20 protein-coding genes are annotated in these 24686 nt (G+C 74.0%); 13 read left to right on the top strand and 7 right to left on the bottom strand.

The window, feature by feature from the left end; translation table 11 throughout:
• The first annotated feature begins 30 nt into the window (after positions 1-30).
• The 6 genes from OG896_RS03090 to OG896_RS03115 all read left to right on the top strand — a co-directional run bounded on the left by OG896_RS03090 (position 31) and on the right by OG896_RS03115 (position 6122).
• Entirely contained in the window at positions 31-576 is a 546-nt protein-coding gene (locus tag OG896_RS03090) for a hypothetical protein (RefSeq protein WP_329362148.1), read from the top strand.
• Between the two features lie 552 nt (positions 577-1128).
• Positions 1129-2136 (top strand): amino acid ABC transporter permease, encoded by a 1008-nt coding sequence (locus OG896_RS03095; protein WP_329362150.1) that lies wholly within the window; start codon positions 1129-1131, stop codon positions 2134-2136.
• A complete protein-coding gene (locus OG896_RS03100) occupies positions 2133-2978 on the top strand; it encodes an amino acid ABC transporter ATP-binding protein (RefSeq protein WP_443056916.1) in 846 nt (281 codons plus the stop codon). Before OG896_RS03095 ends, OG896_RS03100 begins: the two co-directional genes overlap by 4 nt.
• A gap of 149 nt (positions 2979-3127) precedes the next feature.
• Positions 3128-4144 carry a transporter substrate-binding domain-containing protein gene (locus OG896_RS03105; RefSeq protein ID WP_329362152.1) on the top strand — a complete coding sequence of 339 codons (1017 nt, stop codon included), beginning with the start codon at positions 3128-3130 and terminating at the stop codon, positions 4142-4144.
• 143 nt (positions 4145-4287) lie between these two features.
• Entirely contained in the window at positions 4288-5181 is an 894-nt protein-coding gene (locus tag OG896_RS03110) for a GNAT family N-acetyltransferase (RefSeq protein WP_329362154.1), read from the top strand.
• 5 nt (positions 5182-5186) lie between these two features.
• The gene (locus tag OG896_RS03115) at positions 5187-6122 is read left to right on the top strand and encodes an NADP-dependent oxidoreductase (RefSeq protein WP_329362156.1); all 936 of its coding nucleotides are present in this window, start codon (positions 5187-5189) and stop codon (positions 6120-6122) included.
• A gap of 122 nt (positions 6123-6244) precedes the next feature.
• On the opposite strand, the gene OG896_RS03120 is transcribed toward OG896_RS03115, so the two are convergent.
• The 3 genes from OG896_RS03120 to OG896_RS03130 form a co-directional block, all read right to left on the bottom strand.
• Positions 6245-7309 carry an ABC transporter substrate-binding protein gene (locus OG896_RS03120; protein WP_329362158.1) on the bottom strand — a complete coding sequence of 355 codons (1065 nt, stop codon included), beginning with the start codon at positions 7307-7309 and terminating at the stop codon, positions 6245-6247.
• Between the two features lie 126 nt (positions 7310-7435).
• On the bottom strand, positions 7436-8311 hold the full coding sequence (locus tag OG896_RS03125; RefSeq protein ID WP_329362160.1) for an ABC transporter permease: 876 nt from the start codon (positions 8309-8311) through the stop codon (positions 7436-7438).
• Entirely contained in the window at positions 8301-9116 is an 816-nt protein-coding gene (locus OG896_RS03130; protein ID WP_329362162.1) for an ABC transporter ATP-binding protein, read from the bottom strand. The genes OG896_RS03125 and OG896_RS03130 overlap by 11 nt, the downstream gene beginning before the upstream one ends.
• A 299-nt stretch (positions 9117-9415) precedes the next feature.
• Here OG896_RS03130 and OG896_RS03135 point away from each other — a divergent pair, with 299 nt between their 5' ends.
• Both OG896_RS03135 and OG896_RS03140 read left to right on the top strand, forming a co-directional pair.
• Positions 9416-11035, top strand: a complete 1620-nt coding sequence (locus OG896_RS03135) for a sensor histidine kinase (protein WP_329362164.1) — start codon at positions 9416-9418, stop codon at positions 11033-11035.
• Positions 11032-11733 carry a response regulator gene (locus tag OG896_RS03140; protein WP_329362165.1) on the top strand — a complete coding sequence of 234 codons (702 nt, stop codon included), beginning with the start codon at positions 11032-11034 and terminating at the stop codon, positions 11731-11733. Before OG896_RS03135 ends, OG896_RS03140 begins: the two co-directional genes overlap by 4 nt.
• A 161-nt stretch (positions 11734-11894) precedes the next feature.
• On the opposite strand, the gene OG896_RS03145 is transcribed toward OG896_RS03140, so the two are convergent.
• Together OG896_RS03145 and OG896_RS03150 are read right to left on the bottom strand one after the other, a co-directional pair.
• Positions 11895-16004 (bottom strand): ABC transporter ATP-binding protein, encoded by a 4110-nt coding sequence (locus OG896_RS03145; RefSeq protein ID WP_329373640.1) that lies wholly within the window; start codon positions 16002-16004, stop codon positions 11895-11897.
• A gap of 471 nt (positions 16005-16475) precedes the next feature.
• Positions 16476-17063 (bottom strand): TetR/AcrR family transcriptional regulator, encoded by a 588-nt coding sequence (locus OG896_RS03150; RefSeq protein ID WP_329362167.1) that lies wholly within the window; start codon positions 17061-17063, stop codon positions 16476-16478.
• A gap of 122 nt (positions 17064-17185) precedes the next feature.
• Between OG896_RS03150 and OG896_RS03155 the strand changes: the two genes are divergently transcribed.
• Positions 17186-17896 carry an SDR family oxidoreductase gene (locus tag OG896_RS03155; RefSeq protein WP_329362169.1) on the top strand — a complete coding sequence of 237 codons (711 nt, stop codon included), beginning with the start codon at positions 17186-17188 and terminating at the stop codon, positions 17894-17896.
• Positions 17897-17999: 103 nt separating this feature from the next.
• Here OG896_RS03155 and OG896_RS03160 read toward each other — a convergent pair whose 3' ends face one another.
• Positions 18000-19430 carry a dihydrolipoyl dehydrogenase family protein gene (locus tag OG896_RS03160; protein ID WP_329362170.1) on the bottom strand — a complete coding sequence of 477 codons (1431 nt, stop codon included), beginning with the start codon at positions 19428-19430 and terminating at the stop codon, positions 18000-18002.
• Between the two features lie 392 nt (positions 19431-19822).
• Between OG896_RS03160 and OG896_RS03165 the strand changes: the two genes are divergently transcribed.
• From OG896_RS03165 to lnt, 3 genes are all read left to right on the top strand, one after another.
• Positions 19823-20419: a histidine phosphatase family protein gene (locus OG896_RS03165; RefSeq protein WP_329362172.1), complete on the top strand. Its 597-nt coding sequence runs from the start codon at positions 19823-19825 to the stop codon at positions 20417-20419.
• A 137-nt stretch (positions 20420-20556) separates the two neighbouring features.
• Positions 20557-21102: a DoxX family protein gene (locus OG896_RS03170; protein WP_329362174.1), complete on the top strand. Its 546-nt coding sequence runs from the start codon at positions 20557-20559 to the stop codon at positions 21100-21102.
• 334 nt (positions 21103-21436) lie between these two features.
• On the top strand, positions 21437-23146 hold the full coding sequence (lnt, locus tag OG896_RS03175) for an apolipoprotein N-acyltransferase (protein ID WP_329362177.1): 1710 nt from the start codon (positions 21437-21439) through the stop codon (positions 23144-23146).
• Here lnt and OG896_RS03180 read toward each other — a convergent pair.
• Positions 23124-24065 (bottom strand): Gfo/Idh/MocA family protein, encoded by a 942-nt coding sequence (locus OG896_RS03180; RefSeq protein WP_329373642.1) that lies wholly within the window; start codon positions 24063-24065, stop codon positions 23124-23126. The two genes, lnt and OG896_RS03180, sit on opposite strands and share 23 nt — an antisense overlap.
• A gap of 135 nt (positions 24066-24200) precedes the next feature.
• Between OG896_RS03180 and OG896_RS03185 the strand changes: the two genes are divergently transcribed.
• Positions 24201-24617 (top strand): hypothetical protein, encoded by a 417-nt coding sequence (locus tag OG896_RS03185; RefSeq protein ID WP_329362179.1) that lies wholly within the window; start codon positions 24201-24203, stop codon positions 24615-24617.
• Positions 24618-24686 lie beyond the last annotated feature (69 nt).

Consider the following 24686-nt stretch of genomic DNA (forward strand, 5'->3'; position numbering starts at 1 on the left):
CCACCCGCGACGGTGGGTACCGTGCCGACCATGGACGTGACGTTCACCAAGGCGCCAGGGCGGCGGTACCAGATGACCGTCGTTCGGGAACGCGGCCCGGAGCTGGCACCACGGCAAGGGCCGGGCTACGACGACTACCTGCCGCACGACGCCGTGCACTTCCTGGTCGAGGCCGAGGCGGGCCTGTCCGGCGCGGTCTTCGGCCGGATCGCGGCCGGGCGGAGCAACATCTTCTGGGCAGCCGACCCTGCCGTCAGGAAGCGGCTGGCACGCCGGGAAGCGAAGCGGCAGCCGGACAGGGCCGAGCACGCCGACATGGCCCGGTCCGAGACACTGGCCTCCCTGTGCGAGCCGTTGTGGCAGTTGCGGGCGGGCCATCGCGCGGATCTCCCTGACTGGTTCTCCTCGATCGAGCCGGGTATCAGCCGGTCCCGGCTCGTCGAGCGCATCCTGGTCCGCCTGGACGACTTCGCCGCACGCTGGCACGCGCTGCCGGCCGGCGGCAGTGTCACGTTGTCGTGGCCGCCGGCCTCCGGCACCGGCGGACGCCCGCCCGGTCGTCGGGCGGGTTTTTGAACGGGGGATGAAACCCGCGTCGCGAAACCCGAGCACACCGGGGCATAGCGACGGGCCTGGCGTTGACACCCGTGGCGGCGCTGCTTACGTTGACGCCGGGGTCAGGGCGCTTCCGCCCGGCCGCGAGCAGCACGCGAGGCCCGCAGCGGCGGGCGGGCGAAGGTGGGCGGGATGACCGAGGCAGTCGGTTCGGAGCAGTGGCGATGCCACCGTCCGCACCGCCCTGTCCTGGCCCGGCACATCGACCTGCTGCGCGTCAGCAGCGCGCTCTGTAGTAGCTGAACTCCCCCGGGCCGCGGGCCCGTTGAGGCACACACCGCACTACGGCACGCACCGCACCACGGCACGCACCGCCGCTCCCGACGCACGTCACATGTCACCTGTCGCACGTCATGCCCGCCGCTCGCGTACGACCGCACGCGCGGGCCGCGTTCCACCCCGCTTCCCGCTCTCGCCCGTCCACCCTCCACCGTCCCGCTCCCGCCGCGCGCGCCGCCCTGGTCCGTGAGCGCGTGCTGCGTGCGAGCGTCCTCCCCGCGCCGGAGTCGCCCCATGTCCGACCTGCCCCGCGCCGCCTCCCGCACCGCAGTCGACCCACCCGCACCCGTACACGGCAAGGACGTTGACGCCACGTCGGATCAGGCCGACGAGCACCGGGTGGTGCCGCTGCGCCACCCCTGGAGATGGGTGCTCACCGTGGCCGTGCTGGTCGTGGTCGCGCAGATCGCGCACGGCCTGGCCACCAACCAGTTCTTCCAGTGGGGCAGGTTCCGCTACTGGTTCCTGCGGCCGGTGATCCTGCACGGGCTCGGCGTCACCCTCCAGGTCACCGCGTGGAGCGCGGTGTTCGGGCTGCTCGCCGGGATCGTGCTGGCGCTGGCACGGATGTCGCGCAGCCCGGTGCTGCGGGTCGTGAGCTGGGTGTACGTGTGGCTGTTCCGCTCGATACCCCTGATCGTGGTGCTGCTGTTCCTCGCCAACTTCCAGGCGCTTTACGCCACGTTGAGCCTCGGGGTGCCGTTCGGGCCGCACCTCGTGGACTTCGACGAGACCAGGGCGGCCACCAGCCTGGTGGTCGCGGTGGTCGGCATCAGCCTCAACGAGGCCGCGTACGCCGCCGAGGTGGTGCGCGGCGGGCTGCTGTCGGTGGACCAGGGCCAGCACGAGGCGGCGGCCGCGCTCGGGCTGCCACGCCGCTACCAGTTCACCCGGATCATCTTCCCGCAGGCGCTGCGGGCGATCGTCCCGGCGTACGTCAACCAGCTCATCGGCCTGGTGAAGAGCACCTCGCTGGTCTTCTACGTCTCGCTGCTCGACGTCTTCGGCCGGGTGGAGACGCTCGGCAGCACCTACCCCAGCGACATCGTGCCGCTGCTGCTGGTCGCGACGGTCTGGTACGTGGTGCTGACCAGCGTGGTGTCCGTCGCGCAGTTCTACGTGGAGCGGTACTTCTCCCGCGGCGCGCTGCGGACGCTGCCACCGACGCCGCTGCAACGGCTGCGCGCCGCGTTCTTCGACGTCCGGGCCCGGGCCCGGCTCGCGACGGGAACGGCCCGATGAGCGCGGCGGCGGGCCCGGTGCGGGACGGCAACGCCCAGGACAGCGCCGTGCGTGACAGCACCGTGCGAGGCGGGGCGGTGCAGCCGGTCGCGGTCACCGTACGAGGCGCGTACAAGCGGTTCGGCGCGCAGCAGGTGCTCGCCGGGGTGGACCTGACGGTGCCGGCCGGCGAGGTGACGGTGATCCTCGGGCCGTCCGGCTCGGGCAAGTCCACGCTGCTGCGGGCGATCAACCACCTGGAGAAGCTGGACGCCGGGCATGTCGAGGTCGGCGGTGAGCCGATCGGGGTGCGCCGGTACCGCGGCCGCTTCAAGGAGCTGGGCGAGCGGGCGATCCTGGCGCAGCGCGGCCGGATCGGCTTCGTCTTCCAGAACTTCAACCTCTTTCCGCATCTCACCGCGGTGGAGAACGTGGCCGCCGCGCCCGCGGCGACCGGCCGCAAGAGCCGGGCGCAGGCGCGCGAGGCCGCCCGCGAGCTGCTGGCGCGGGTCGGCCTGGGCGACCGGGCGGAGGCGTATCCGCGGCAGCTGTCCGGGGGGCAGCAGCAGCGGGTCGCCATCGCCCGGGCGCTCGCCCTGGAACCCGGCGTGATCCTCTTCGACGAGCCGACCTCGGCGCTCGACCCCGAACTGGTCGGCGAGGTGCTCGCGGTGATCAAGGACCTGGCCACCAGCGGCACGACGCTGATCGTCGTCACCCACGAGATCGGCTTCGCCCGGGAGGTCGCCGACAGCGTCGTCTTCCTCGACGGCGGCCGGATCGTCGAGCAGGGGCCGCCCGCGCAGGTGCTGTCGGCCCCGCGCCATGCCCGTACCCGGGAGTTCCTCAGCCGCGTCCTGTGAGGAAGCCGCCCGGCGCGGGCCGGCCACCGCTCGCGACGCCGCCCGCGCCGGCCCGTCCCGCGCCGCCACCACGTCTCCGGTCCCGGGTCCGCCCGTTGCCGCCGCTGTTCCCGCCGCTGTTCCCGTCACCCCTGCCTAGGAAGGCCGTCATGCCCCGTACCGCTTCCCGACTCGTCCTGAGCGCCGCCGCCGCGACATCACTCCTGCTGGGCCTGGCCGCCTGCGGCAGCGACGACGGCGCGGGCTCCAGCGCCCCTGCCGCGGCGGACGCCAAGGGCACGGTGGTGGTCGGCGCGCTGTCCAACGGCGCCGCCAAGGAGACCACCCTGAAGGTGCCCGAGGTGGCCTCGATCCGCGCCGAACTGCCCAAGTCCGTACGGGACAGCAAGCAGCTCGTGGTGGGTCTGGGCTTCCTCCCCGCCGGGTCCCCGCCGATCGGCTACACCGGCACCGACCAGAAGACGCTGACCGGCTCGGAGCCGGACCTCGGCCGGCTCGTCGCGGCGGTCTTCGGGCTCGAACCGGTGCTCACCAACGCCACCTGGGACAACCTCTTCATCGGCATCGACAGCGGCAAGACCGACGTCGGGTTCTCCAACATCACCGACACCGAGCAGCGCAAGCAGAAGTACGACTTCGCCGCCTACCGGCAGGACAACCTCGGCTTCGAGGTCCGCAAGGACGACCCGTGGACCTTCACCGGCGACTTCCACGAGCTGGCCGGCAAGACGGTGGCGGTCGGCTCCGGCACCAACCAGGAGAAGATCCTGCTGGAGTGGCAGAGCCGGCTCAAGGCGGAGGGCAAGAAGCTGACCATCAAGTACTACCAGGAGGCGAACAGCACCTACCTGGCACTCAACTCCCACCACATCGACGCCTACTTCGCGCCGAACCCGAGTGTCGCCTACCACGTCGCCAAGACCGCCGGCAGCCCGCAGGCCACCCGCAGCGCGGGCACTTTCTCCGGCGCAGGGGCGAGCCTGCAGGGCCTGATCTGCGCCACCACCAAGAAGGGTGACGGCCTGGTCAAGCCGCTCTCCGACGCCATCGACTACCTGATCAAGAACGGCCAGTACGCCCAGTGGCTGGCCGCGTGGAACCTCAGCGACGAGGCGGTGCCGAGCGCGCGGATCAACCCGCCCGGCCTGCCGCTGAGCAACTCCTGACCTCGGCGCGACACCGGCTGTCCCGATCCCGACCGGCTCCGCGGGATTTTCCGCGGGCCGGGTCGGCGTTGACCCGCACGAGCACCCGCAGGCGCCCACCGGCGCCGAACGCACCGCACCCGGAACGGAGAGTCACGGCGAACATGTCGACCAGCCCTCGGACCACGCCACCGCCACCGTACGCACCCCTCCCGCAGGACCCGGCGGAGACATCCGGTGGACACGTCCTGGACAACGCCGCCTGGGCCTCCATGAGCGGAGCGCACCGGCACCTGGCGGAGTTCGTCGGCCGGGCGGGCCGCTACCGCCGTGACGTGTCGCCGTTCGTCGCCGTCGCCGACACGGCCGACCCCCGCGCGTGGGCCGACCTGGCCACGCTGATCGGGCCCGGCAACACCTTCACCGTCGCCGGGGTCGCCGAGCTGCCCGAGGGGTGGACCGGCGGCGACGCGATCCCGGGCGTGCAGCTCGTGGCGACCACGCTGCGCGGCGAGCTGGACCCGGAGGCGGTGCCGCTCGGCCCCGCGGACGTCCCGGAGATGCTGGACCTGGTCGAGCGGACCCGGCCCGGGCCGTTCCTGCCCGCCACCGTCGAGATGGGCGCGTACGTCGGCATCCGGCGCGAGGGCGCGCTGGTGGCGATGGCCGGGGAGCGGCTGCACCCGCCGGGCTGGACCGAGATCAGCGCGGTGTGCACCGACCCGGCGTACCGCGGCCAGGGCCTGGCCACCCGGCTGATCCGCCATGTCGCGGCCGGGATCGGCGCGCGCGGCGACACGCCGTTCCTGCACGCCGCCGCCGCGAACACTTCAGCGGTCAAGCTGTACGAGTCGATCGGTTTCACGCTCCGCCGCACCACCGTCTTCCGCCTGGTCCGGGTGCCGGACCTGGACGCGGACCGCACCACCGCCCCACCCGACCCGTCCGCCGGCGCCACTCCTGCCGCTCCCCCCAGCACTTCCGCCGCACCCGCCGCGGCACCCGGGGCCGTATCCGGACCGGTTCCCCGTCCCTCATCCACCCTCGACGCGAGGTAGCAGCCATGCCCAAGGCGTATGTGTTCACCGAACTCGGCGGCCCCGAGGCCGAGTCCTTCGCCGACCTGCCGCGGCCCGTGCCCGCGCCCGGACAGGTACTGGTCGAGGTCAGGGCGGCCGGCGTCAACCCGGTCGACTGGAAGCGGCGGGCCGGTTTCCGGCCGGTCGGCGCGCCCGTCCCCGACCTGCCCGCGGTGTTCGGCAACGAGGCGGCGGGCGTCGTGGTCGAGGTCGGCCCGGACAGCGGCGACGGCGACACCGCCCGGTTCGCGGTGGGCGACGAGGTGTTCGGCAACACCGTCGCCGGCGGCTACGCCGAGTACGCCCTGCTGCTGGCATCGGTCACCGCGCACAAGCCCGCCGCGCTGTCGTGGGCGGACGCGGCGTCGCTGCCGGTCGCCTCGGCCACCGCCTACGACGCGGTCCGCCAGCTCGCCCTCCCCCCTGGGAGCACCGTGCTGATCAACGGCGCCGGCGGCGGGGTCGGCGTGGCCGCGGTGCAGATCGCCCGGCACGACGGCCTGACGGTGCTGGGCACCGCGAGCGCGGCGAAGAAGGAGTTCCTGGAGTCGCTGGGCGCGGTGCACGTCACCTCCGGGCCGGGGGTCGCGGACCGGGTCAGGGCCGCCGCGCCCGGCGGGGTCGACGGGATCGTGGACCTGGTCGGCGGCGAGCCGCTGCGGGACGTGGCCGCGCTGCTCGCCGACCCGGCCAAGCTGGTGAGCGCCGGGGACCGCGGCACCGTGGCCGAGCTGGGCGGCAGCCCGGTGGTGCGCAAGCGCACCGCACAGGTGCTGGACGACCTGGCCGGCCTGGTCGTCGGCGGCGACCTCGACCCGCTGGTCACCCGCACCTTCCCCTTCGCCCAGGCCGGCGAGGCGCTGCGCGCGGTCGAGGACGGCCACGCCCGGGGCAAGATCGTCATCGAGTTCGACGCGTAGAGCGGCCGGTACGGCACCCGACGCGCCGACCGTGCGACGACGCCGACCGTGCGACCGGTCCGGTCGTACGGTCGGCGCTGCCGGAAGGACGGCCGAGGAGCGGGCCCGCGGCCCAGGCCCCGCTACTCGACGTTCTTCACGAACTGCGTGGTGTAGGTCTTCTCCAGGTCCACGGTGGCGTCCTTCAGGTTGGGGTTGAACGCCTTGAGGACGTTCTCCACGGTCGCCGGACCGTCCGCCGGCATCACACCGTCGGCGGTGAACATCGGCAGCGTCGACCTGATCGACTCCTCGTACAGCTTCGCGCCGCCCTGCGCGTAGTCGGCGGGCATCTTCGCCGCGATCTCCGCCGGGCTGTGGGTCGACATCCACCGAAGGGTCTTGACGAACGCGTTGGCCAGCTTCTGGACGGTGTCCTTGTGGCCGTTCACCCAGTCCGTGTTCATGTACAGGCTGGACGACGGGTAGAGGCCGCCGAGCGCCTTCCGCGAACCCTCGGGCGTGCGCATGTCGTAGAGCACCTTGCCGATGCCCTTGTCCAGGATCTGCGCCACGGTCGGGTCGGTGGTCATGCCGGCCTGGATCGACCCCTGCTGCATGGCGGCGATGAAGGTCTGGCCGGCCCCGGCCGCGATCGGGGTGAAGTCGCTGACCTGGAGCCCGTTGTGCACCGCCAGGTACTTGGTGAGGAAATCGGTGGAGGAGCCGAGCCCGGTCACCCCGAGCCGCTTGCCCTTGAAGTCCCTGGCGGAGGTGATGTCGCCGGCCGCCTTCTTCGACACCACCTCGACCTCGCCGGGCGCCTGGGCGAACTGCACCACGGACTCCACGGACTTGTGCTTGGTCTGCAGGTCGAGGGTGTGGTCGTAGAAGCCGACCGCGCCCTGGACGTCGCCGGAGACCAGCGCGGTGGTGGCGTCCACGCCCGCGGGCTCGGTCATCAGCGTCACGTCCAGGCCCTCGGCCGCGAAGTAGCCGAGCCGCTGGGACAGCATCGCCGGCAGGTAGATGACCTTGTCGAGGCCACCCACCATGATCTTCACCTTGGTGGCGTCCTTGCCGGCGCCCGGCGCCGCGCCGGCGTCGGAGGCCGAACCGGAGCCCGACGAGGCGTCGTTCGCGCAGGCGGTGAGAGCGGTCAGCGCGAGCACGCCGGCCAGGGCGATCATCGTGGTGCGAGTGCGCATGGGGTCACGTCCTTGTGTGGTGGTGGGGCGGCGCGGACCCGCTCGGCGGGCCGGCGGGACTCGACAGGCGCCGGACTCAACGGGCGCCGGGTTCGACGCGGGCGCCGGATTCGACAGGTGCCGGGCTCAACGGGCGCCGGACTCAACGGGCTTCCAGCGGAAGAGCCGCTTCTCCAGGAAGGTGAGCAGCCCCTCGGCGATCAGGGCCACGACGGCCAGGATCACCATCGCGGCGTACACCCCGGCCGAGTTGAAGGTGCCCTGGGCGGTGGAGACCATCAGCCCGAGGCCCTTGGTGGCGCCGATGTACTCGCCGACGATCGCGCCGATCAGCGCGAAGCCGAAGCTGACGTGCAGGCTGGTGAAGATCCACGAGGTGGCCGAGGGGATGACCACCTGGAACGTGACCTGGCGGTTGCTCGCGCCGAGGATGCGGGCGTTGGCGACCAGGTTGCGGTCGACCTCGCGGGCGCCCTGGAAGGCGTTGAAGAACACCGGGAAGAAGACCAGCACGACCGCCGAGGCGATCTTGGAGGCCGGGCCGAGGCCGAACCAGATGAGGAAGATCGGTGCCAGCACGATGCGCGGCATGGCGTTGAGGACCTTCACATACGGCCCGAAGACCTCCGCGAGGATGCGCACCCGGCCGAGGGCGACGCCCAGCAGCACGCCGGCCGCGACACCGATCGCCCAGCCGTACAGGGCCTCCTGGAGGGTGGTCCAGATCTGCTCGCCGAGCGATCCCTGGGCCGTGCCGTGCAGGACCCAGGTGCGGATCTGGTCCCCGACCTGCGAGGGCATGGAGAAGTTGAACGCGTCGATGACGCCGGTCCGGGAGAACCACTCCCACAGGCCGAGGAAGAGCACGAGCACCAGCAGCCGGCAGCCGTTGACCAGCAGGGCGTGCCTGCGGGCCGCGCGAGCCCGCGACCTGGTGCGTTCGGCGGCGCCGGTCGGCTTGCCCGTGGCCGGCGCCGGCAGGGATACGGACTCAGGCGGCATGTCCGGCGCCCCTTTCCCGGGTGATGCGGACCTCTTCGCCCAGCGACGACCAGATCTCGCGGTAGATCTCCAGGAACCGCGGCTCCAGCCGGACCTCCTCGACGCTGCGGGGGCGCGGCAGGTCGATGGTGAAGACCTCCTTGACGGTGGCCGGGCCCGCGGTCATCACGACGACCTTGTCGGCGAGCGCGATCGACTCCTCCAGGTCGTGGGTGACGAACACGACGGACGATCCGGTACCGGCCCACAGGTCGAGCAGCTGGTCGGACATGAGTGCCCGGGTCTGCACGTCGAGTGCGGAGAACGGCTCGTCCATCAGCAGGATCTTCGGGTCGTTGACGAAGGTGGCCGCCAACGCGACGCGCTTGCGCTGGCCGCCGGACAGCTGGTGCGGGTAGCGGTCCTCGAAGGCCGTCAGGCCCACCCGGGCCAGCCAGTCCCGGGCCCGTTCCCTGGCCTCGGCCTTCGCGGCGCCGCGGAAGCGCGGGCCGGCCGTCACGTTGGACAGCACCGTCCGCCAGGGGAAGACGGCGTCCTGCTGGAAGACGAAGCCGACGTCGGCGCCGATTCCGCGTACCGGCTCACCGCCGACGAGGACCTCGCCCTCGGTCGGCTCCTCCAGGCCGCTGACGAGGGTCAGCGTGGTCGACTTGCCGCATCCGGTGGGTCCGACGACGGCGACGAACTCACCGCGTCCCACGGTCAGGTCCAGATCCCGTACGGCGGTGTGCGGGGCCCCGGACGGTGTCCGGAACGCCTTGCCCGCCCCCCGCAGCTCGATGGCGGGGCTCGTGTCGATGGTCATGGCGCTGGACGTTAGAAGCGTCTCCGCCGGTCCTGACAGCCTTGTGAGCGCTGGGCCCCTTCTGCGCACAGAGCGGTGTTCTGCTCGTTCTGCTCGCGCGCGGACGACGAAATCGACCCGAGGACTGCCCAACGGGCGCGACGGCGTCTACTTTGCGGTGACGACACGGACGTCGGCGCGTGAACCGCCGCCGGCGCCGACGCCGTCGCCGCCGGAGGGCCGCGGGACCGGCCCGGGCGGACGGCCGGGGGGAGCCGGAATCGAAGTCGAAGTCAGAGTGGGAGTCGGAGGGCAGCGCTATGCGGATCAGGTGGCCGCGCCGTGTCTCGGCGCAGGTCCTGCGGATGCAGCTCGCGATCACCGTCGGCGTCACGGCGCTGGCCACCGGTCTCTTCCTGGCTCCGCTCAGCCACGAACTCGACGACCAGGGCATGCACCGGGCGCTGGCCATCGCGCAGACGGTGGCGGCCGACCCGGACGTCGCCCAGGCGCTGGTCTCCTCCCGGCCGACCCCCGACGGACCGGTGCAGGCCGAGGCGGAGCGCATCCGGCTGGCCACCGGCGCCAGCTACATCGTGGTCATGGACACCCACGGCACCCGCTGGTCGCACACCGACCCCGGGCGGATCGGCGAGCATGTCTCGACCGACCCGAGCGTGGCGCTGGGCGGCAAAGACATCATGCAGATCGACCGGGGCACGCTGGGGCGCAGCGCCCGCGGCAAGGTTCCGCTGCGGGACCGCTCCGGGCGGATCGTCGGCGCGGTCTCGGTGGGCATCGCCTACGACAGCGTCCGCGGCCGGCTGCTCGCCGCCGTACCCGGGCTGCTGCTGTACGCGGGGGCGGCACTGGCCGTCGGCGTGGTGGCCGCGGTGTGGGCCTCCCGGCGGGTCCAGCGGGCCACCCGCGGACTGGCGTTCGCCGACATCTCGGCGCTGCTGGACGAGCGCGAGGCGATGCTGCACGGCATCCGGGAGGGGGTGGTGGCGCTCGACTCGCAGGGCAGGGTCCGGCTGGTCAACGACGAGGCGCAGCGCCTGCTGGGCCTGGACGGTGACGCGGCGGGGCGTCCGCTGCACGCGTTGCTGCCGCCGGGACGGACCACCGACGTGCTGGCCGGGGAGGCGGAGGGCTCCGATCTGCTGACCGTCAGCGGCAGCCGGGTGCTGATCGCCAACCGCATGCCGACCGAGGACGGCGGCGCCGTGGTCACGCTGCGGGACCGTACCGAACTGGAACTGCTCGGCCGGGAACTGGACGCCACGCACGGCCTGCTGGACGCCCTGCGGGCCCAGGACCACGAGCACGCCAACCGGCTGCACACCGTGCTGGGCCTGCTCGAACTGGAACTCTACGAGGAAGCCGTGGACTACGTCGCCGAGGTCGCCGACACCCGCCGCGCCTCGGCGGAGCAGGTCGCCGACCGGGTGCAGGTACCGCTGCTGTCGGCGTTGCTGGTCGGCAAGACGGCGATCGCCGCCGAACGCGGGGTGCGGCTGCGGATCTCGGCGACGACGTGGCTGCCGGACCGGGTGGTGGACCCGCGCGATCCGGTGACGGTGCTGGGCAACCTCATCGACAACGCGCTGGACGCGACGGCGTCGGAGGTCGAGGTGGAACTGCGGGTCGAACACACCACTCTCGTGATGCGGGTGAGCGACGACGGACCCGGGGTTCCCCCCGAACTGCGGGAGCGGGTCTTCACCGAAGGCTGGACCACGAAGAAGTCGCCGAGCCACCGGGGGCGCGGGCTCGGCCTGGCGCTGGTGCGGCGGCTGGCCGAGCGGTACGGCGGCATGGCCAGGGTCGGCGCCCGCGCGGGCGGCGGCGCGGTGTTCACCGTCGTGCTGCCCGAGGCGCTGGCCCCGGCGGAGTTCGGTGCCGACATGTCCGCCGCGCTGCCCGGAGGTGCACGGTGATCGAAGTCCTGGTCGTGGACGACGACTTCAGGGTGGCCGAGATCAACTCGGCGTACGTGGCCAAGGTTCCGGGCTTCCGGGTGGCAGCGCGCGCCCACACCGCGGCGCACGCGCTGGCCACCCTCGAACGCACCCGCGTGGACCTGGTGCTGCTCGACCACTACCTGCCGGACGAGCCGGGTCTGACCCTGGTGCGGCGGATGCGCCAACTCGGCCACTGTGCCGACGTGATCATGGTGACCGCGGCCCGGGACCTGGCCACCGTGCAGGCGGCGATGCGGCTCGGTGCGCTGCAGTACCTGGTCAAGCCGTTCGGCTTCGCGGACCTGGGGGCCAAGCTCGACGGGTACGCGGCGTTGCGGCGCACCGTGGACGGCATGGCGTCCGGGGGCGACGGCGAGGCCGGCCAGGAACAGGTGGACCGGATCTTCGGCGCGCTGCGCAGCGCCTCCGCCTCGCCGGCGGCGCTGCCCAAGGGCCACTCGGCCCCGACCGCCGAACTCATCCGGCGCGTGCTGAGGGAGACCGGGGCCGCGCTGTCGGCGCACGAGGTCGCCGAGCGGTCGGGGCTCAGCCGCTCCACCGCGCAGCGCTACCTCAAGCACCTGGAACAGGCCGGACGGGTCCGGCTCACCCTGAAGTACGGGGACACCGGCCGCCCGGAGCACCTGTACGCCTGGGCGGCGACGCCGGCCTGACCGGAGGCATGGCCCGGACGGCCTGACCGGAGCCGCCTCACCGGAGCGGCCCGACCCGGAGCGGCCTGACCCGGCGCGCACGGGGAGGCGGACCCTCCCACCGGCGGGCGGTCCATCGACCGGCAGGACACGGCTCCCGGTCGGGTCGGCCCTCCCCCAGGTCAGGACCCCGCTGTCTCGGACCCCGCGAGCTGGTCGACCGTCGCCGACGCGCCGTGCTGCCGGAAGGCGTCCCACAGCTTCCGGTACGTCCCGTCCGCGGTGAGCAGCCCCGCGTGCGTACCGGTCTCCACGACGGTGCCGTGGTCCAGCACCACCACCCGGTCGGCCCGGGCCGCCGTGGTGAGCCGGTGCGCGACCACGAGCGTGGTGCGCCTGCGGGTGAGCGCGTCCGTGGCGGCGGTGACCCTGCTCTCGGTGGCGAGGTCGAGCGACGCGGTGGCCTCGTCGAGCAACAGCACGTCGGGGTCGACGAGTTCGGCCCGGGCCAGCGCGAGGAGCTGGCGCTGGCCCGCGGACAGGTTCCGGCCCCGCTCGCCGACCGGCTGGAGGTACCCCGCCTGGAGCGTGGCCACCATCTCGTGGGCGCCGACCGCCCGCGCCGCCGCCTCCACCTCGGCGTCGGTGGCGTCGGGCCGGCCGTAGGCGATGGCGTCACGCACGGTGCCGCTGAACAGGTGGGCCTCCTGCGGCACCACACCGAGCCGGCCGCGGTATCCGGCCAGGTCCAGCCCGCGCAGGTCGTGGCCGTCCACCCGGACCGCGCCGGTGGTGGGGTCGTAGAACCGGGCGATCAGCTTCATCACGGTGGACTTGCCCGCACCGGTCGCGCCGACCAGCGCGACGGTCTCGCCGGGCGCGATCCGCAGGCAGACACCGTGCAGCACCTCCTGGCCGCCGCCGCCCGCGTACCCGAAGGACACGTCGTCGAAGACCACCTCGCCCTTCAGGTGGCTGACGGCGAGCGGCTGTTCGGGGACGGGCGTGCCGGTCGGGGTGCGCATCAGGGTGCGCAGCCGGCCCAGCCCGACCACGGCCTGCTGGTAGCCGTCGAAGACCTGCGAGAACTGCTGGATCGGGGAGAAGAAGAGGTCGACGTAGAGGAGGAAGGCGATCAGGGTGCCGGCGGTGAGGGTGCCGGAGCGGACCTGGCCGGCGCCGACCGCGAGCACGGCCGCGGTGGACAGGGTGCCCAGGAACTCCACGAACGGGAAGAACGTCGCCATGTAGCGCTGGGCGCGCAGCCGCGAGTCGCGGAAGGACCAGGCGAGCCGGGCGAAGTCCTCGGCGTTGCGGCTCTCGCGGCGGAACGCCTGGGTGACGCGGATCGCGGTGACGTTCTCCTGGAGGGCCGCGTTGACGGCACTGACCCGCTCCCGCGCCTCGTGGTAGGCGGGCACCGAGTGGTGGCGGAAGACCGCGGTGCCGACCACCAGCAGCGGCAGCGCACCGAGCAGCACCACCGCGAGCCCGACGTCGATGACCAGGAGCGTGACGAGCACGCCGAAGACCGTGAGCAGGCTGACCACCGCGGTGATCAGGCCGGTCTGCAGGAAGTTGGACAGCGCGTCGACGTCGGTGGTCATCCGGGTCATGATCCGGCCGCCGAGTTCGCGCTCGTAGTAGTCCAGGCCGAGCCGCTGGAGCTGGGCGAACGTCTTGACCCGCAGCGTGTAGAGCAGGCGCTCGCCGGTACGCCCGGTGGTGCGGATCTGCCCGACGCCGATCAGCCAGTCCGCGGCGACCACGGCCGCGGCGGCGGCCGCCGCCTCCAGCAGCACCCGGCCGGCGTGGTGCGCCACGCCGTCGTCCACGCCCTGGCGGACCAGCACGGGGACCATGATCTGGGCGAGCGCGTCGAGGGCGACCAGGGCCAGGCCCAGCAGCAGCGCCGACCGGAACGGCCGCAGCAGCGGGCGCAGCCCGAAGTGCGGGTCCGCGGCCCTGGCACGGTCGGCGGGCACCCCCGGATCGGCGTCGCGCAGCGGCATCTTCGCCAGTCCGGCGAGGAGTTCGGGCGTGGGCGGGGCGGCGCCGAGCACTCCGCCGCCCGGTCCGCGGCCGCGCCCGGCCGTGGCCGAGGAGAGCGAGATCGCCTGCGCGGCCCGGAGCGCGGCGACTTCACCGACGGCCGACGCGTCCTCGGTGTCGGGGCGCCGCCACAGTTCCGCGGTGACGGCCGGCGTCTCGTCCCCCGCGCCGTCGCGCGCCCCCGCCCGCACGGGCGATCCGGCCCGTACGGACCCGTCGGCCGGACCGGTCGGATCGGACGCACCGGTCGGATCGGTCCCGGCGGCGGGGTCGGTCCGCTCCGATACGGTGCCGCGCGGCTGGTCGGTGCCGAGCGCGGCGGTGGCGGAGGCGGCGACCGCGGCCGCCGGGTCCGGACCGTCGTCGTCGGCGGCGGAGAGGGCCGCGACACCCGTCGGCGCGCCCAAGTCCCCCGCCCCGGCAGCGGATTCGGGCCCGACCCCGGTCCCGGTCCCCAGTGCGCGCTCCGCCTCCGGTTCGGGGACGTCGACCGCGGACAGCAGCGAGCGGAACAGCGGCGAGCGGGACCGCAGTTCGTCCATCGTCCCGGTGTCGACCACCCGGCCGCCGTCCAACAGCGCGATGCGGTCGGCGAGTTCGAGGGTGGAGCGGCGGTGGGCGATGATCAGCGTGGTGGGGCGGCGGACCGCCTCGTGCAGGGCCGCGTGGATCTCCGACTCCACCCGGGCGTCGATCGCGGACGTCGCGTCGTCGAGCACGAGCACCGCCGGGTCGCACAGCAGCGCCCGCGCGAGCGCGACGCGCTGCCGCTGCCCGCCGGAGAGCGTGAGGCCCTGCTCGCCGACGACCGTGTCGTACCCCTGCGGGAGGCGTTCGATGAACTCGTCCGCGCGGGCCACCCGGGCGGCGGCCCTGATCCGCTCCTCGCTCGCGCCGGGTTCGCCGTAGGCGATGTTGTTGCGCACGGTGTCGGACAGCAGCAGGCTCTCCTCGAAGACGAACCCGATCCGGCCGCGCAGCGAGTCCAGCGTCACCTCGCGTACGTCGGTGCCGCCGACCCGCACCGCGCCGGCCGGGACGTCGTAGAAGCGCGGCAGCAGCGCCGCCGCGGTGGACTTGCCGGAGCCGGCCGGTCCGATCAGCGCGACCGTCTCGCCCGGGGCGATGTCGAGGCTGAAGCCGCGCAGCAGCGGCTGCCCGTCGCCGTAGCCGAAGGTGACGTCCTGCCAGGACAGCGCGGGCGGCTCGTCGGGCAGTTCGCGGGCGCCCGGCGCGTCGGTGATCACCGGTGCCTCGTCGATGACCTCGAGGACGCGCTCGGTGCCGGCCCTGGCCTGCTGCCACACGGTGAGCAGGGTGGCGACCTGGCGGACCGGGGTGACGAACGAGCCGAGGTAGCTGGTGAAGGCGAGGAACGTGCCCAGCGAGATCCGGCCGTGCAGCGCGAGATAGCCGCCGAAGGCGAGCACCGCGACCTGGCCGAGCGCGGGCACCGCCTGCAGGGCCGGGTTGTAGCGGCTGTTGTAGCGCACGACCCGCAGCCGCGAGGAGAACAGCCGCCGGGCGCGCCGCTCCAGGCCGAGCAGTTCGCGCTGCTCCTGCCCGAAGCCCTTGACCACCCGCACGCCGGTGACGGTGGCCTCGACACCGGAGGCGACCTCGGCGGCCTCCTGCTGGGCGTGCCAGTTGGCGGGGAACAGGTCGCGGCGGCTGCGCAGCGCGATCAGCCACAGCAGCGGGCCGACGACGAGCGCGACCACGGTCAGCAACGGCGACAGCCACGCCATGAAGACCAGCGAGACCAGGAACATCAGGGCGTTGCTCGTCATGTTCGGCAGGAACTGGAGCAGCGACTGGATGAGGGTGATGTCGGAGATCGAGCGGCTGACGATCTGGCCGGTGCGCAGGCTGTCCTGCTGGGCGCCGCCGAGCCGCAGCAGCGCCGCGAACGCGTCGTTGCGCAGGTCGTACTGGACGCCCAGCGACAGCCGTCCCGAGGTGTAGCGGCGGGTGAAGCCACCGGCGAAGCGGACGGCGCCGAGCCCGGCGAGCACCAGCGTCCACACGGTGAGCGACCCGGTTCGGCCCGAGGCGACGTGGTCCACGACATGCCGCAGCACCAGCGGCAGGGTCGCGGTGGCGATGGCGGCGGCTACGGCCGCGCCGAAGGCCAGCACGGCGTCCCGGCGGTGCCGCAGGCAGTACGCACCGAGCCGGCGCACCCAACTCGCGGCCGGCTCCGCCGGTTCAGCGGTCGTCCCGTCTGTCGCCTGCTCCATGCGGCCGGTCGGCTTCGTACGGTCGGTCTGCTCCGTACGGCCGGTCACCGGGCGTCCGCCGTCGCCGGCACGTGGCAGGAGTCGGGGTGCGACGGCTGGCGGTCGGCCTTGCGGATCATGGGACTTCGTCTCCTCGCCCAACGGAACGGCTACGGGGTGCGCGTACGCGGACGGACGCGCGGACGGGTACGGGCCGGGGGCACGCTCCCCGCGCACCCGAAAGCACCGCAACCGCCCGGCCCGACGGCGCCCCCGTCCCTCCGGGCGTGCCACCGGGCCCGGCCCATCATGTATCCCCAACCTTTGAGCGCGTTGATCCACGATCCGTGCACGTGGCGTACTCGTGGCTGCCGTGGTGTGCGCCCCCGCGCCCGCCGCGCCCGCCGACCGCGCCAACGCGCCCCGAACGGGGGGTGGTTCGTGCCCGCGGCGGGCGGGGCGCCGTACGTCGAGCCGGAGGGCGGAATTCGTCTACGAACCGGCGTCGCCCGCCGCGAGGCCCGCCGCGTCCAGCAGCAGCGCGGCCGTACTCACCGCGAGGCCGTCCAGCACCTCGGACCTGATGCCCGCGCGGGCACTCGCGCCGTCGTACACGATGGCCAACCGGCGTGCCAGCAGCCCCGGTTCGGCCACACCCGCGCGCTCGGCCTCGGCCCGGAAGAAGTCGGTCAGCGCCTGCTTGCTGCGGGCGGCCACCGCGCTTGCGGGGTGCCCGGGGTCCTTCAGCTCGACCTGCGCCGCCAGGAAGGGGCACCCCCGGTAGTCGGGCGAGGCGGCCGCCTCCTCCAACCGCTGGAAGACGTAGAGGATGCGGTCGCGCGGGGCGGCCGGTTTCCCGGGCGGCGGCACCAGCAGCGCGGTCAGCCGCGGCTCCTGCCGGGCCAGCGCGGCGGCCAGCACGTCGTCCTTGCCGTCGAAGAGCTGGTACATCGACCGCTTGGACACCCCGGCCGCCTTGCACAGCGCGTCGATGCCGGTGCCGACACCCTGCCGGTAGATCAGCTCCGCCGCCGCGTCCAGCAGCCGGTCACGCGAGGAGGGCTTCGCCGTCGTGGTCATACCCGCCAGGTTAGCGCCCGGACTCGACAGCGGAAACCGATCGGTCTACGGTGGGGCAGTAGAGGAAACCGATCGGTTTCCCGCGGCCGGCGCACCGGCTTCCCCTCACCGAAGGACATCCCATGAAGATCGACGGCTCCGTCGCCCTCGTCACCGGCGGCAACCGCGGCATCGGCGAGCAGTTCGTACGGGCGCTGCTCGAACGCGGCGCGGCCAAGGTCTACGCGGCGGCGCGCGACCCCAGGAAGGTCGCCGTGCCCGGCGCGGTCCCCCTGCGGCTGGACATCACCGACGCCGGCTCCGTGCGCGCCGCGGCCGAGCAGGCGGGCGACGTCACCCTCCTGGTCAACAACGCGGGGATCTCCACCGGCGCCTCGCTGCTGGACGGCGATCTCGCGGACTTCCGGAGGGAGTTCGACACGCACGTCTTCGGCACGCTCGCCGTCAGCCGCGCCTTCGCCCCCGTCCTCGCCCGGGGTGGCGGCGGCGGCCTGCTCAACGTGCTCTCGGCGCTGTCCTGGATCTCCCTCCCGGCGAGCGCCGCGTACTGCGCCGCGAAGTCCGCGGAGTGGTCGCTGACGAACGCCCTCCGCGTCGAACTCGCCGCCCAGGGAACCCAGGTGACCGGGCTGCACATGGGCTACGTCGACACCGACCTCATCGCCGACGTGCGGGCGCCCAAGTCCGACCCCGCCGACATCGTCCGCGCCGCCCTCGACGGCTTCGCCGCGGGTGACTTCGAGGTGACCGCGGACGCCACCGCCCGGCAGGTCAAGTCGGCCCTCTCCGCCGGCCCGGCCGCCCTCTACCCCCAACTGGCCCCTTCCGCCTAGCAGTCACGCGAGCGGCGAGGCACGAAGTCGGGGAACGAAGGAGCGGCGGGCGGGCCCGGCGCGGCGGGCAGCGGCTTCGCCGGGGGCCCGGCTCCCCCCCGGGCTACCCCCGGTAGGTCTCCAGCAGGCGCAGCCACACCTCGCTGATGGTGGGGTAGGACGGCACCGCGTGCCAGAGCCGGGAGATCGGCACCTCGCCGACCACGGCGACCGTCGCGGAGTGCACCAGCTCGCTCACCCCGGGCCCGACGAAGGTGACCCCGAGCAGGACCTCGCGGTCGAGGTCGACCACCATGCGGGCCCGGCCCCGGTAGTCGTCTCCGTACAGGCTCGCCCCGGCCACCCGCGCGAGGTCGTAGTCGACGACGCGCACCCGCCGCCCGGAGCGTTCGGCCTCCTGGGCGGTCAGGCCGACCGAGCCGACCTCGGGGTCGGTGAAGACGACCTGCGGCACCGCGCCGTGGTCGGCGGTGGCGACGTCGGCGCCCCAAGGCGCGTCGTCCAGCGGCCGGCCCTGGGCGCGCGCGGCGATCGCCGCACCGGCCATCCGCCCCTGGTACTTGCCCTGGTGGGTGAGGAGCGCGCGGTGGTTGACGTCGCCCGCGGCGTAGAGCCAGCCGTCGGCGACATCGGTGACCTGGCAGGTGTCGTCGACCGTGAGCCAGTCGCCCGGCGTGAGCCCGACCGTGTCGAGGCCGAGGTCCGCGGTGTGCGGTTCGCGGCCGACCGCGAAGAGGATCTCGTCGGCGGTCAGCTCGCCGCCGTCGTCCAGCCCGACCCGCACCTCGCGGCCCTCGCGCGCCACGGACGTCACGGACACCCCGAACCGCACCTCGGCCCCGGCCTCCCGCAGCCCGCCGGCGACCATCTCCCCCGCGAACGGCTCCATCCGGCCCAGCAGTTCGCCGCCGCGCACCAGGACGGTCACCCGCGCGCCGAGCGCCTGCCAGGCGGTCGCCATCTCGACGGCGACCACGCCGCCGCCGACCACCACCAGGCTCTCGGGCACCTGTTTGGCGCTGGTCGCCTCGCGGCTGGTCCAGGGCCGTACGTCGGTCAGCCCGGGCAGGTCGGGCAGCGCCGCGGTGGTGCCGGTGCAGACCGCGACCGCGTGCCGGGCGGCCAGCCGCACCGTACCGCCGTCCGGGGTGTCCACCACGACCTGGCGGGGCCCGTCGAGCCGCCCGCGGCCGCGCACCAGGTCGACGTGCACGGAGTCCAGCCACTCCGCCTGGCCGTCGTCCTTCCAGTGCGAGGTGAACTCGTCACGGCGGCCCAGCACCTCGGCGGAGTCCAGCGGCCCGCCCACGGCCGCGGCCAGCCCCGGCAGCCGGCGCGCGTCGGCGCGGGCCGCCACCGGCCGCAGCAGCGCCTTGCTCGGCATGCACGCCCAGTACGAGCACTCGCCGCCGACGAGTTCGCTCTCCACGACAACCGTGCTGAGCCCGGCCGCCTGGGTCCGCTCGGCCAGGTTCTCCCCGACCGGGCCCGCTCCGATGACGACCACGTCGTACGTGCGGGGTGTGTCGTTCATTCCGGCTCCTGTACTGGTCGCTGCCGCGCGTTCCCGCGCGTTCCCATGTGCCCTGTGCCCTGTGCCCGTGTGCCCTGTGCCCGTGTGCCGAGGGACGTGGCGCCTACCGGTGGCCGTGTCCACCCGTCCGTCCCCACGGTCGCCCACAGCGCGCCTCGGCGGGCGCCGCGACCCACCGCGTACGCCCGTACGCCGCTTCGATCCGACCGAGAACCCGCCGACGCCGCAACCGGAGCGGCCCGCGCCATCGTACTGACGGAACGTGAGGGGAAGGCTTTCGCCCGGCCCACCGTTCTGCTGACGGGGTGTACGACCGGCCCGCGCGGTGGTCACGGCGCGCGGTCGGCATATGATCACAAACGGGCGCCGTGGGGCGCCACGGGAGGTGTCCGATGGGTGAGCTCGTCCTGATCCGGCACGGCGAGACCGAGTGGTCGCAGTCCGGTCAGCACACCAGCTACACCGACCTGCCGCTCACCGAGCACGGCGAGGAGCAGGCCCGGTCGCTGGCGCCGCTGCTCGCCTCCCGGCACATCGGGTGCGTGATCAGCAGCCCGATGCAGCGCGCGCAGCAGACCGCGAAACTGGCCGGCCTCGACCACGTGAGGATCGACCCCGACCTGCACGAATGGGACTACGGCGGCTACGAAGGCGTCACCACCCGCGACATCCACCGGACCCGCCCGGCCTGGGAGATCTGGACCGACGGCGTCATCCCCGGGCCCGAGGGGCATCCCGGTGAGACCCCCGAGCAGATCGGTGACCGCGCCGACCGCGTACTGGCCCGCGTCGAGGCGGCCTTCACCAACGGCGACGGCGGCGACGTCGTCCTCGTGGCGCACGCGCACTTCCTGCGGGTGCTCACCGCCCGGCGGCTCGGCCTGCCGCCCGCCGAGGGCGCCCTCTTCCAGCTGGCCACCGGCACGGTGAGCCGGCTCGGCACGGAACACGGGCACCATGTGCTGACCGCCTGGAACCGCCTCCCGTAACGGCCCGCGACCGCCTGCCGTCCCGAGGTTTCGCCCGGACAGACCGCCTGGCGCGGCGCGATGGCCGACCACCCGCACACACTGGCCGGGTGGGCCCTTCCGTCGGAGGGGGGCCGGGCAATCGAAAGGACGCGGCCATGAGATGTGCGTACCGCACGGACATCGGACTGCTCGCCCTGCGTCTCGGCGCCGGGTCCGTACTCTTCGCGCACGGCGCGCAGAAGCTGTTCGGGTGGTTCGGCGGGGGCGGGCTCGCCGGCACCGCCGGCGCCATGGAGCACATGGGTTTCCGCCCGGGCAAGCCGGCCGCGGTCGCCGCGGGGCTCGGTGAGGCGGGCGGCGGCGCTCTCCTCGCGCTGGGCCTGGCCACTCCGGCGGCCGGCGCGGCCGCCGCCGGGGCGATGGCCGGCGCCGTCTCCGTCCACGCGCCGGCCGGGTTCTTCGCGATGTCCGGGGGCTTCGAGCACCCGGCGCTCCTCGGCTGGACCGCCGCGGCGCTCGGCCTCGCCGGGCCCGGCCGGCTCTCCCTCGACCACCTCAGCGACCACTGCCTCGACCGGCCCTGGGTCATCGCCGCCGCCTTCAGCGCCGCGGCCCTGGGCGCGGCCACCGTCGTCACCACCCGCAACCGCGCGGTGGCCAACGACTCCCGCGAAGCCGCCACCTCCGAGGACGCGACCTAGTTCCGGCCTGACCCACCCGGGTGCCCCGGTCTGTCGGTCGAGGGACCACCTCGCGGTGGTGGGCTGGTCGCGCCGTTCCCCGCGCCCCTGGGTAGGTATGTGCGGCCCCCTCCGCGAAAGGACGGCCCCCGCAAGGCGCGCGGGGGTCCCTCCCAGGCGAAGCTCTGGGGAAAACCGCGCGAGCAACCCACCACCGCGAGAAGGTGAACCCACCACCGCAAGGGGCACCGTCCAAGGGGCGCGGGGAAAACGCGAGCAACCCCCACCGCGAGGTGGTCCCTGAACAGACAGACCGGGGGCACCCGGGGGGCAGGGCCCAGAACGGGAGTACCGGATGACGCCAACGGCCCAGCCCCCCACCCGTCCACGCGAACTCCGCCCCCTCGTGCGCCGCGCGCAGCGCACCCCCTGGGCTCGCTCACTGCTCGCCGCCGCATGCGGCGCCCTCCCGGCGCTGGCGTTCCCCACCCCCTCCCTGTGGTGGTTCGCCTACTTCGCCCTGGTCCCCTGGCTCCTCCTGATCCGCTCGGCGCCGACCGGGCGCCGGGCGGCCCTGGACGGCTGGTTCGGCGGCGCCGGCTTCATGCTCGCGGTCCACAACTGGCTGCTGCCGAGCCTGACCGTCTTTCTCCCGGTCCTCGCCCTGCTGCTGGGCGCCCTGTGGGCCCCGTGGGGCTGGCTGGTCCGGCGGCTGCTCGGCAACGGGGGCCGCCCGGCCGTCGGCGCCGCCCTGGCCCTCCTCCCGAGCGGCTGGCTGCTGATCGAACTCGTTCGCTCCTGGCAGTACCTCGGCGGCCCCTGGGGCCTGCTCGGCGCGAGCCAGTGGCAGGTCACCCCGGCCCTGCGCCTCGCCTCGATCGGCGGGGTGTGGCTGGTCAGCGCCCTGATCGTGCTCGCCAACACGGCCCTCGCGGTGCTGTGCGCGATGCCGTCCGCACGCCGCACGGCCGCCGCGGCGCTGCTCGCCGCCGCCGTGGCCGCGGGCACCGTATGGCTGTGGGCACCGCGCCCGCACCGCGCCGCACCGGTCCGGGTCGCCGTCGTGCAGCCCGGGATGATCGCCGGACCGGCCGCCCGGTTCGCCCGCGAGGTCCGTCTCACCCGGCAGCTCGCCGGCACCCGCCCCGACCTGGTGGTGTGGGGCGAGAGCAGCGTCACCGTCGACCTGTCGAACCACCCCGGCACCACCGCCACGCTCGCCGCGCTCTCCCGCCTGGTCGGCGCCGACCTGCTGGTCAACGTGGACGCCGAACGCGCCGACGGCACCGGCATCTCCAAGACCTCGGAACTGGTCGGCCCGCACGGCGTGACCGGCCCCACGTACGACAAGATGCGGCTGGTGCCGTTCGGCGAGTACATCCCCATGCGCTCGCTGCTCGGCTGGGCCACCTCCGTGGGGAAGGCCGCCGGGCAGGACCGCAGGCCGGGCAGCCGGCAGGTCGTGATGGACACCGGGACCCTGCGGTTCGGGCCGCTGGTCTGCTTCGAGTCGGCGTTCCCGGACATGAGCCGTCACCTGGCGGCGGACGGCGCGCGGCTCCTGGTCGCCCAGTCGTCCACCTCGTCGTTCCAGGGCAGTTGGGCGCCCGCGCAGCACGCCTCGCTCGCGGCGCTGCGGGCCGCGGAGACCTGGCGGCCGATGGTGCACGCCACCCTCACCGGCATCAGCGCGGTCTACGGCCCTGGGGGCGCGCCCGTCGGGCACTGGGTCGGCACGGGCAGCAGCACCTCAACGGTGTACGACGTGCCGACCGCCACGGGCACGAGCCCCTACGTACGGTTCGGTGACTGGGTGCCGCACCTGGCGCTGCTGCTGGTGCTCGCCGCCGCGGCGTACGAGGCGGTCCGCGGGGTGCGCCGCCGGGTCACCGCAGCAGAACCGGCCGCCACCGCGACAGCGAAGGCGCCCGCGGCGCCGAAGGACCCGACCGGCTCAACCGGCCCGACCAGTCCGACCGGCCCGACGGAACCCACCGATCCGACCGGCCCGACGGACCCGCCCGACCCGACGGAACCCGCGCTCAACCGATACCCGCGCCCGTAGCCCCGGCGAAGTCCGTGCCCGGCGCGGCGCCGCCGGTGATCTCCGCGACGATGCGCTCGCACAGCTCGTGGGTGCGCAGCGCGTCGCGGGCGTCGAGGGGCGTGCCGGCGCGGACCGCGTCGAGGAAGGCCAGCACGGCCTGTTCGATGCCGCGCTGCCGGGCGACCGGCACCCAGTCGCCGCGGCGCCGGACGCTGGGCTGGCCCTTGTGGTCGATCACCTCGGCGAGGTTGAACACCTGGCGGCGGGTGTCGGCACCGCTGACGTCCAGGCTCTCCTCGGTGGACCCGCTCATCCGGTTCATCGACCCGATCGCGGTGAAGCCGTCACCGGACAGGTGCACCACCACATGGTGCAGCAGCCCGTCATGCACCCGGGCCGAGACCCGGACCTGCTCGATCGGCCCGGGCGCAAGGAACCGCAGCGTGTCGGCGACGTGCACGAAGTCGTCGAAGACGACCGTGCGGGGGTCCTCGGCGAGCCCGACCCGGTTCTTCTGCATCAGGATCAGGTCGCGCGGGTGGCTGAGGCACTGCGCGTACCCGGGCGCGTAGCGGCGGTTGAAGCCGACCGCCAGCGGCACCCCGCGCGCCTCGGCGAGGTCCACCAGCCGGCGAGCGCCGTCCAGGTCGTACGCGAGCGGCTTGTCGACGTACGCCGGTACGCCCGCCTCGATCAGGCGGGTGCCGATCTCCACGTGGTGGGCGGTGGGGGCGTGCACGAAGGCCGCGTCGAGGTCCTGGTCGAGCAGCGCGCCCAACGTGGTGTGCCGGTGCGGGAGCCGGTGGGCGTCGCCGACCGCGGCCAGGGTGGCGGGGGTACGGGTCTGCAGGTGCAGTTCGAGGCCCGGCTGGGCGGCGAGCACCGGCAGGTACGCCTTCTGCGCGATGTCACCGAGCCCGATGACGCCGATCTTCAAGGGGGCGCTGCGCGGTGCCATGCGTGCTCCTGGTGCGTTCCGGGCCGTGCGATGTCCCCGCAGCATACGGGGGTGCCGCGCGTTCACTCCTGCGGGGAATACCCGGACGACGCCGGGTGCGGCACAGTGGAGCGGGTGCGTGGCCCATTCCCTTTCCTGGCACCGGTGTTCGTGATCTGCGCGGTGTGCGCGCTCGCCGGGTGCACCACCGTCTCCGCCCCGCCGACCAGGCCGCCCGCACCGCCGCCGTCGGCACCTGGGCGGCCCGAGCGGCCCGACGATGTGCGGGTGGTGCCGGCTCCGGCCCACCGGGTGCTGGCCACCGCGCGTCCGGACACCCCCTCGCCGGACCCACGGCACCATCGCGCCCCGGCCGCGCCCGCGCCGGCTCCCCCGCACCCGGCGCCACGGCGTGCCGCTCCCCGCACCCACCATTCCGGCCGCCTGCCGCGCCCCGCCGCGCCCGACATGTGCGGGCTCGGCGAGACGTACGGCGGCTGGGCACCGGGCGGCCAGGCGTCCTCGATCTGCCGCGAGGTCTACCGCCCCTGACCGCCCGGGCCGGCGACGGGACCGGCACCCACGCCGGCGCTCAGCCCCGTATCCGGTCCCGCGCCCGGT

Source organism: Streptomyces sp. NBC_00669 (assembly GCF_036226785.1).
In the GTDB taxonomy this organism is placed as follows: domain Bacteria; phylum Actinomycetota; class Actinomycetes; order Streptomycetales; family Streptomycetaceae; genus Actinacidiphila.

What these genes read in the sequence shown, in the direction of transcription:
- OG896_RS03145 (WP_329373640.1), bottom strand. Translation starts at nt 16,004, where the DNA reads ATGGAGCAGGCGACAGACGGGACGACCGCTGAACCGGCGGAGCCGGCC.
- OG896_RS03150 (WP_329362167.1), bottom strand. Translation starts at nt 17,063, where the DNA reads ATGACCACGACGGCGAAGCCCTCCTCGCGTGACCGGCTGCTGGACGCG.
- OG896_RS03120 (WP_329362158.1), bottom strand. Translation starts at nt 7,309, where the DNA reads ATGCGCACTCGCACCACGATGATCGCCCTGGCCGGCGTGCTCGCGCTG.
- OG896_RS03100 (WP_443056916.1), top strand. Translation starts at nt 2,133, where the DNA reads ATGAGCGCGGCGGCGGGCCCGGTGCGGGACGGCAACGCCCAGGACAGC.
- OG896_RS03125 (WP_329362160.1), bottom strand. Translation starts at nt 8,311, where the DNA reads ATGCCGCCTGAGTCCGTATCCCTGCCGGCGCCGGCCACGGGCAAGCCG.
- OG896_RS03105 (WP_329362152.1), top strand. Translation starts at nt 3,128, where the DNA reads ATGCCCCGTACCGCTTCCCGACTCGTCCTGAGCGCCGCCGCCGCGACA.
- OG896_RS03170 (WP_329362174.1), top strand. Translation starts at nt 20,557, where the DNA reads ATGAGATGTGCGTACCGCACGGACATCGGACTGCTCGCCCTGCGTCTC.
- OG896_RS03095 (WP_329362150.1), top strand. Translation starts at nt 1,129, where the DNA reads ATGTCCGACCTGCCCCGCGCCGCCTCCCGCACCGCAGTCGACCCACCC.
- OG896_RS03165 (WP_329362172.1), top strand. Translation starts at nt 19,823, where the DNA reads ATGGGTGAGCTCGTCCTGATCCGGCACGGCGAGACCGAGTGGTCGCAG.
- OG896_RS03090 (WP_329362148.1), top strand. Translation starts at nt 31, where the DNA reads ATGGACGTGACGTTCACCAAGGCGCCAGGGCGGCGGTACCAGATGACC.
- OG896_RS03130 (WP_329362162.1), bottom strand. Translation starts at nt 9,116, where the DNA reads ATGACCATCGACACGAGCCCCGCCATCGAGCTGCGGGGGGCGGGCAAG.
- lnt (WP_329362177.1), top strand. Translation starts at nt 21,437, where the DNA reads ATGACGCCAACGGCCCAGCCCCCCACCCGTCCACGCGAACTCCGCCCC.
- OG896_RS03160 (WP_329362170.1), bottom strand. Translation starts at nt 19,430, where the DNA reads ATGAACGACACACCCCGCACGTACGACGTGGTCGTCATCGGAGCGGGC.
- OG896_RS03115 (WP_329362156.1), top strand. Translation starts at nt 5,187, where the DNA reads ATGCCCAAGGCGTATGTGTTCACCGAACTCGGCGGCCCCGAGGCCGAG.
- OG896_RS03110 (WP_329362154.1), top strand. Translation starts at nt 4,288, where the DNA reads ATGTCGACCAGCCCTCGGACCACGCCACCGCCACCGTACGCACCCCTC.
- OG896_RS03155 (WP_329362169.1), top strand. Translation starts at nt 17,186, where the DNA reads ATGAAGATCGACGGCTCCGTCGCCCTCGTCACCGGCGGCAACCGCGGC.
- OG896_RS03135 (WP_329362164.1), top strand. Translation starts at nt 9,416, where the DNA reads ATGCGGATCAGGTGGCCGCGCCGTGTCTCGGCGCAGGTCCTGCGGATG.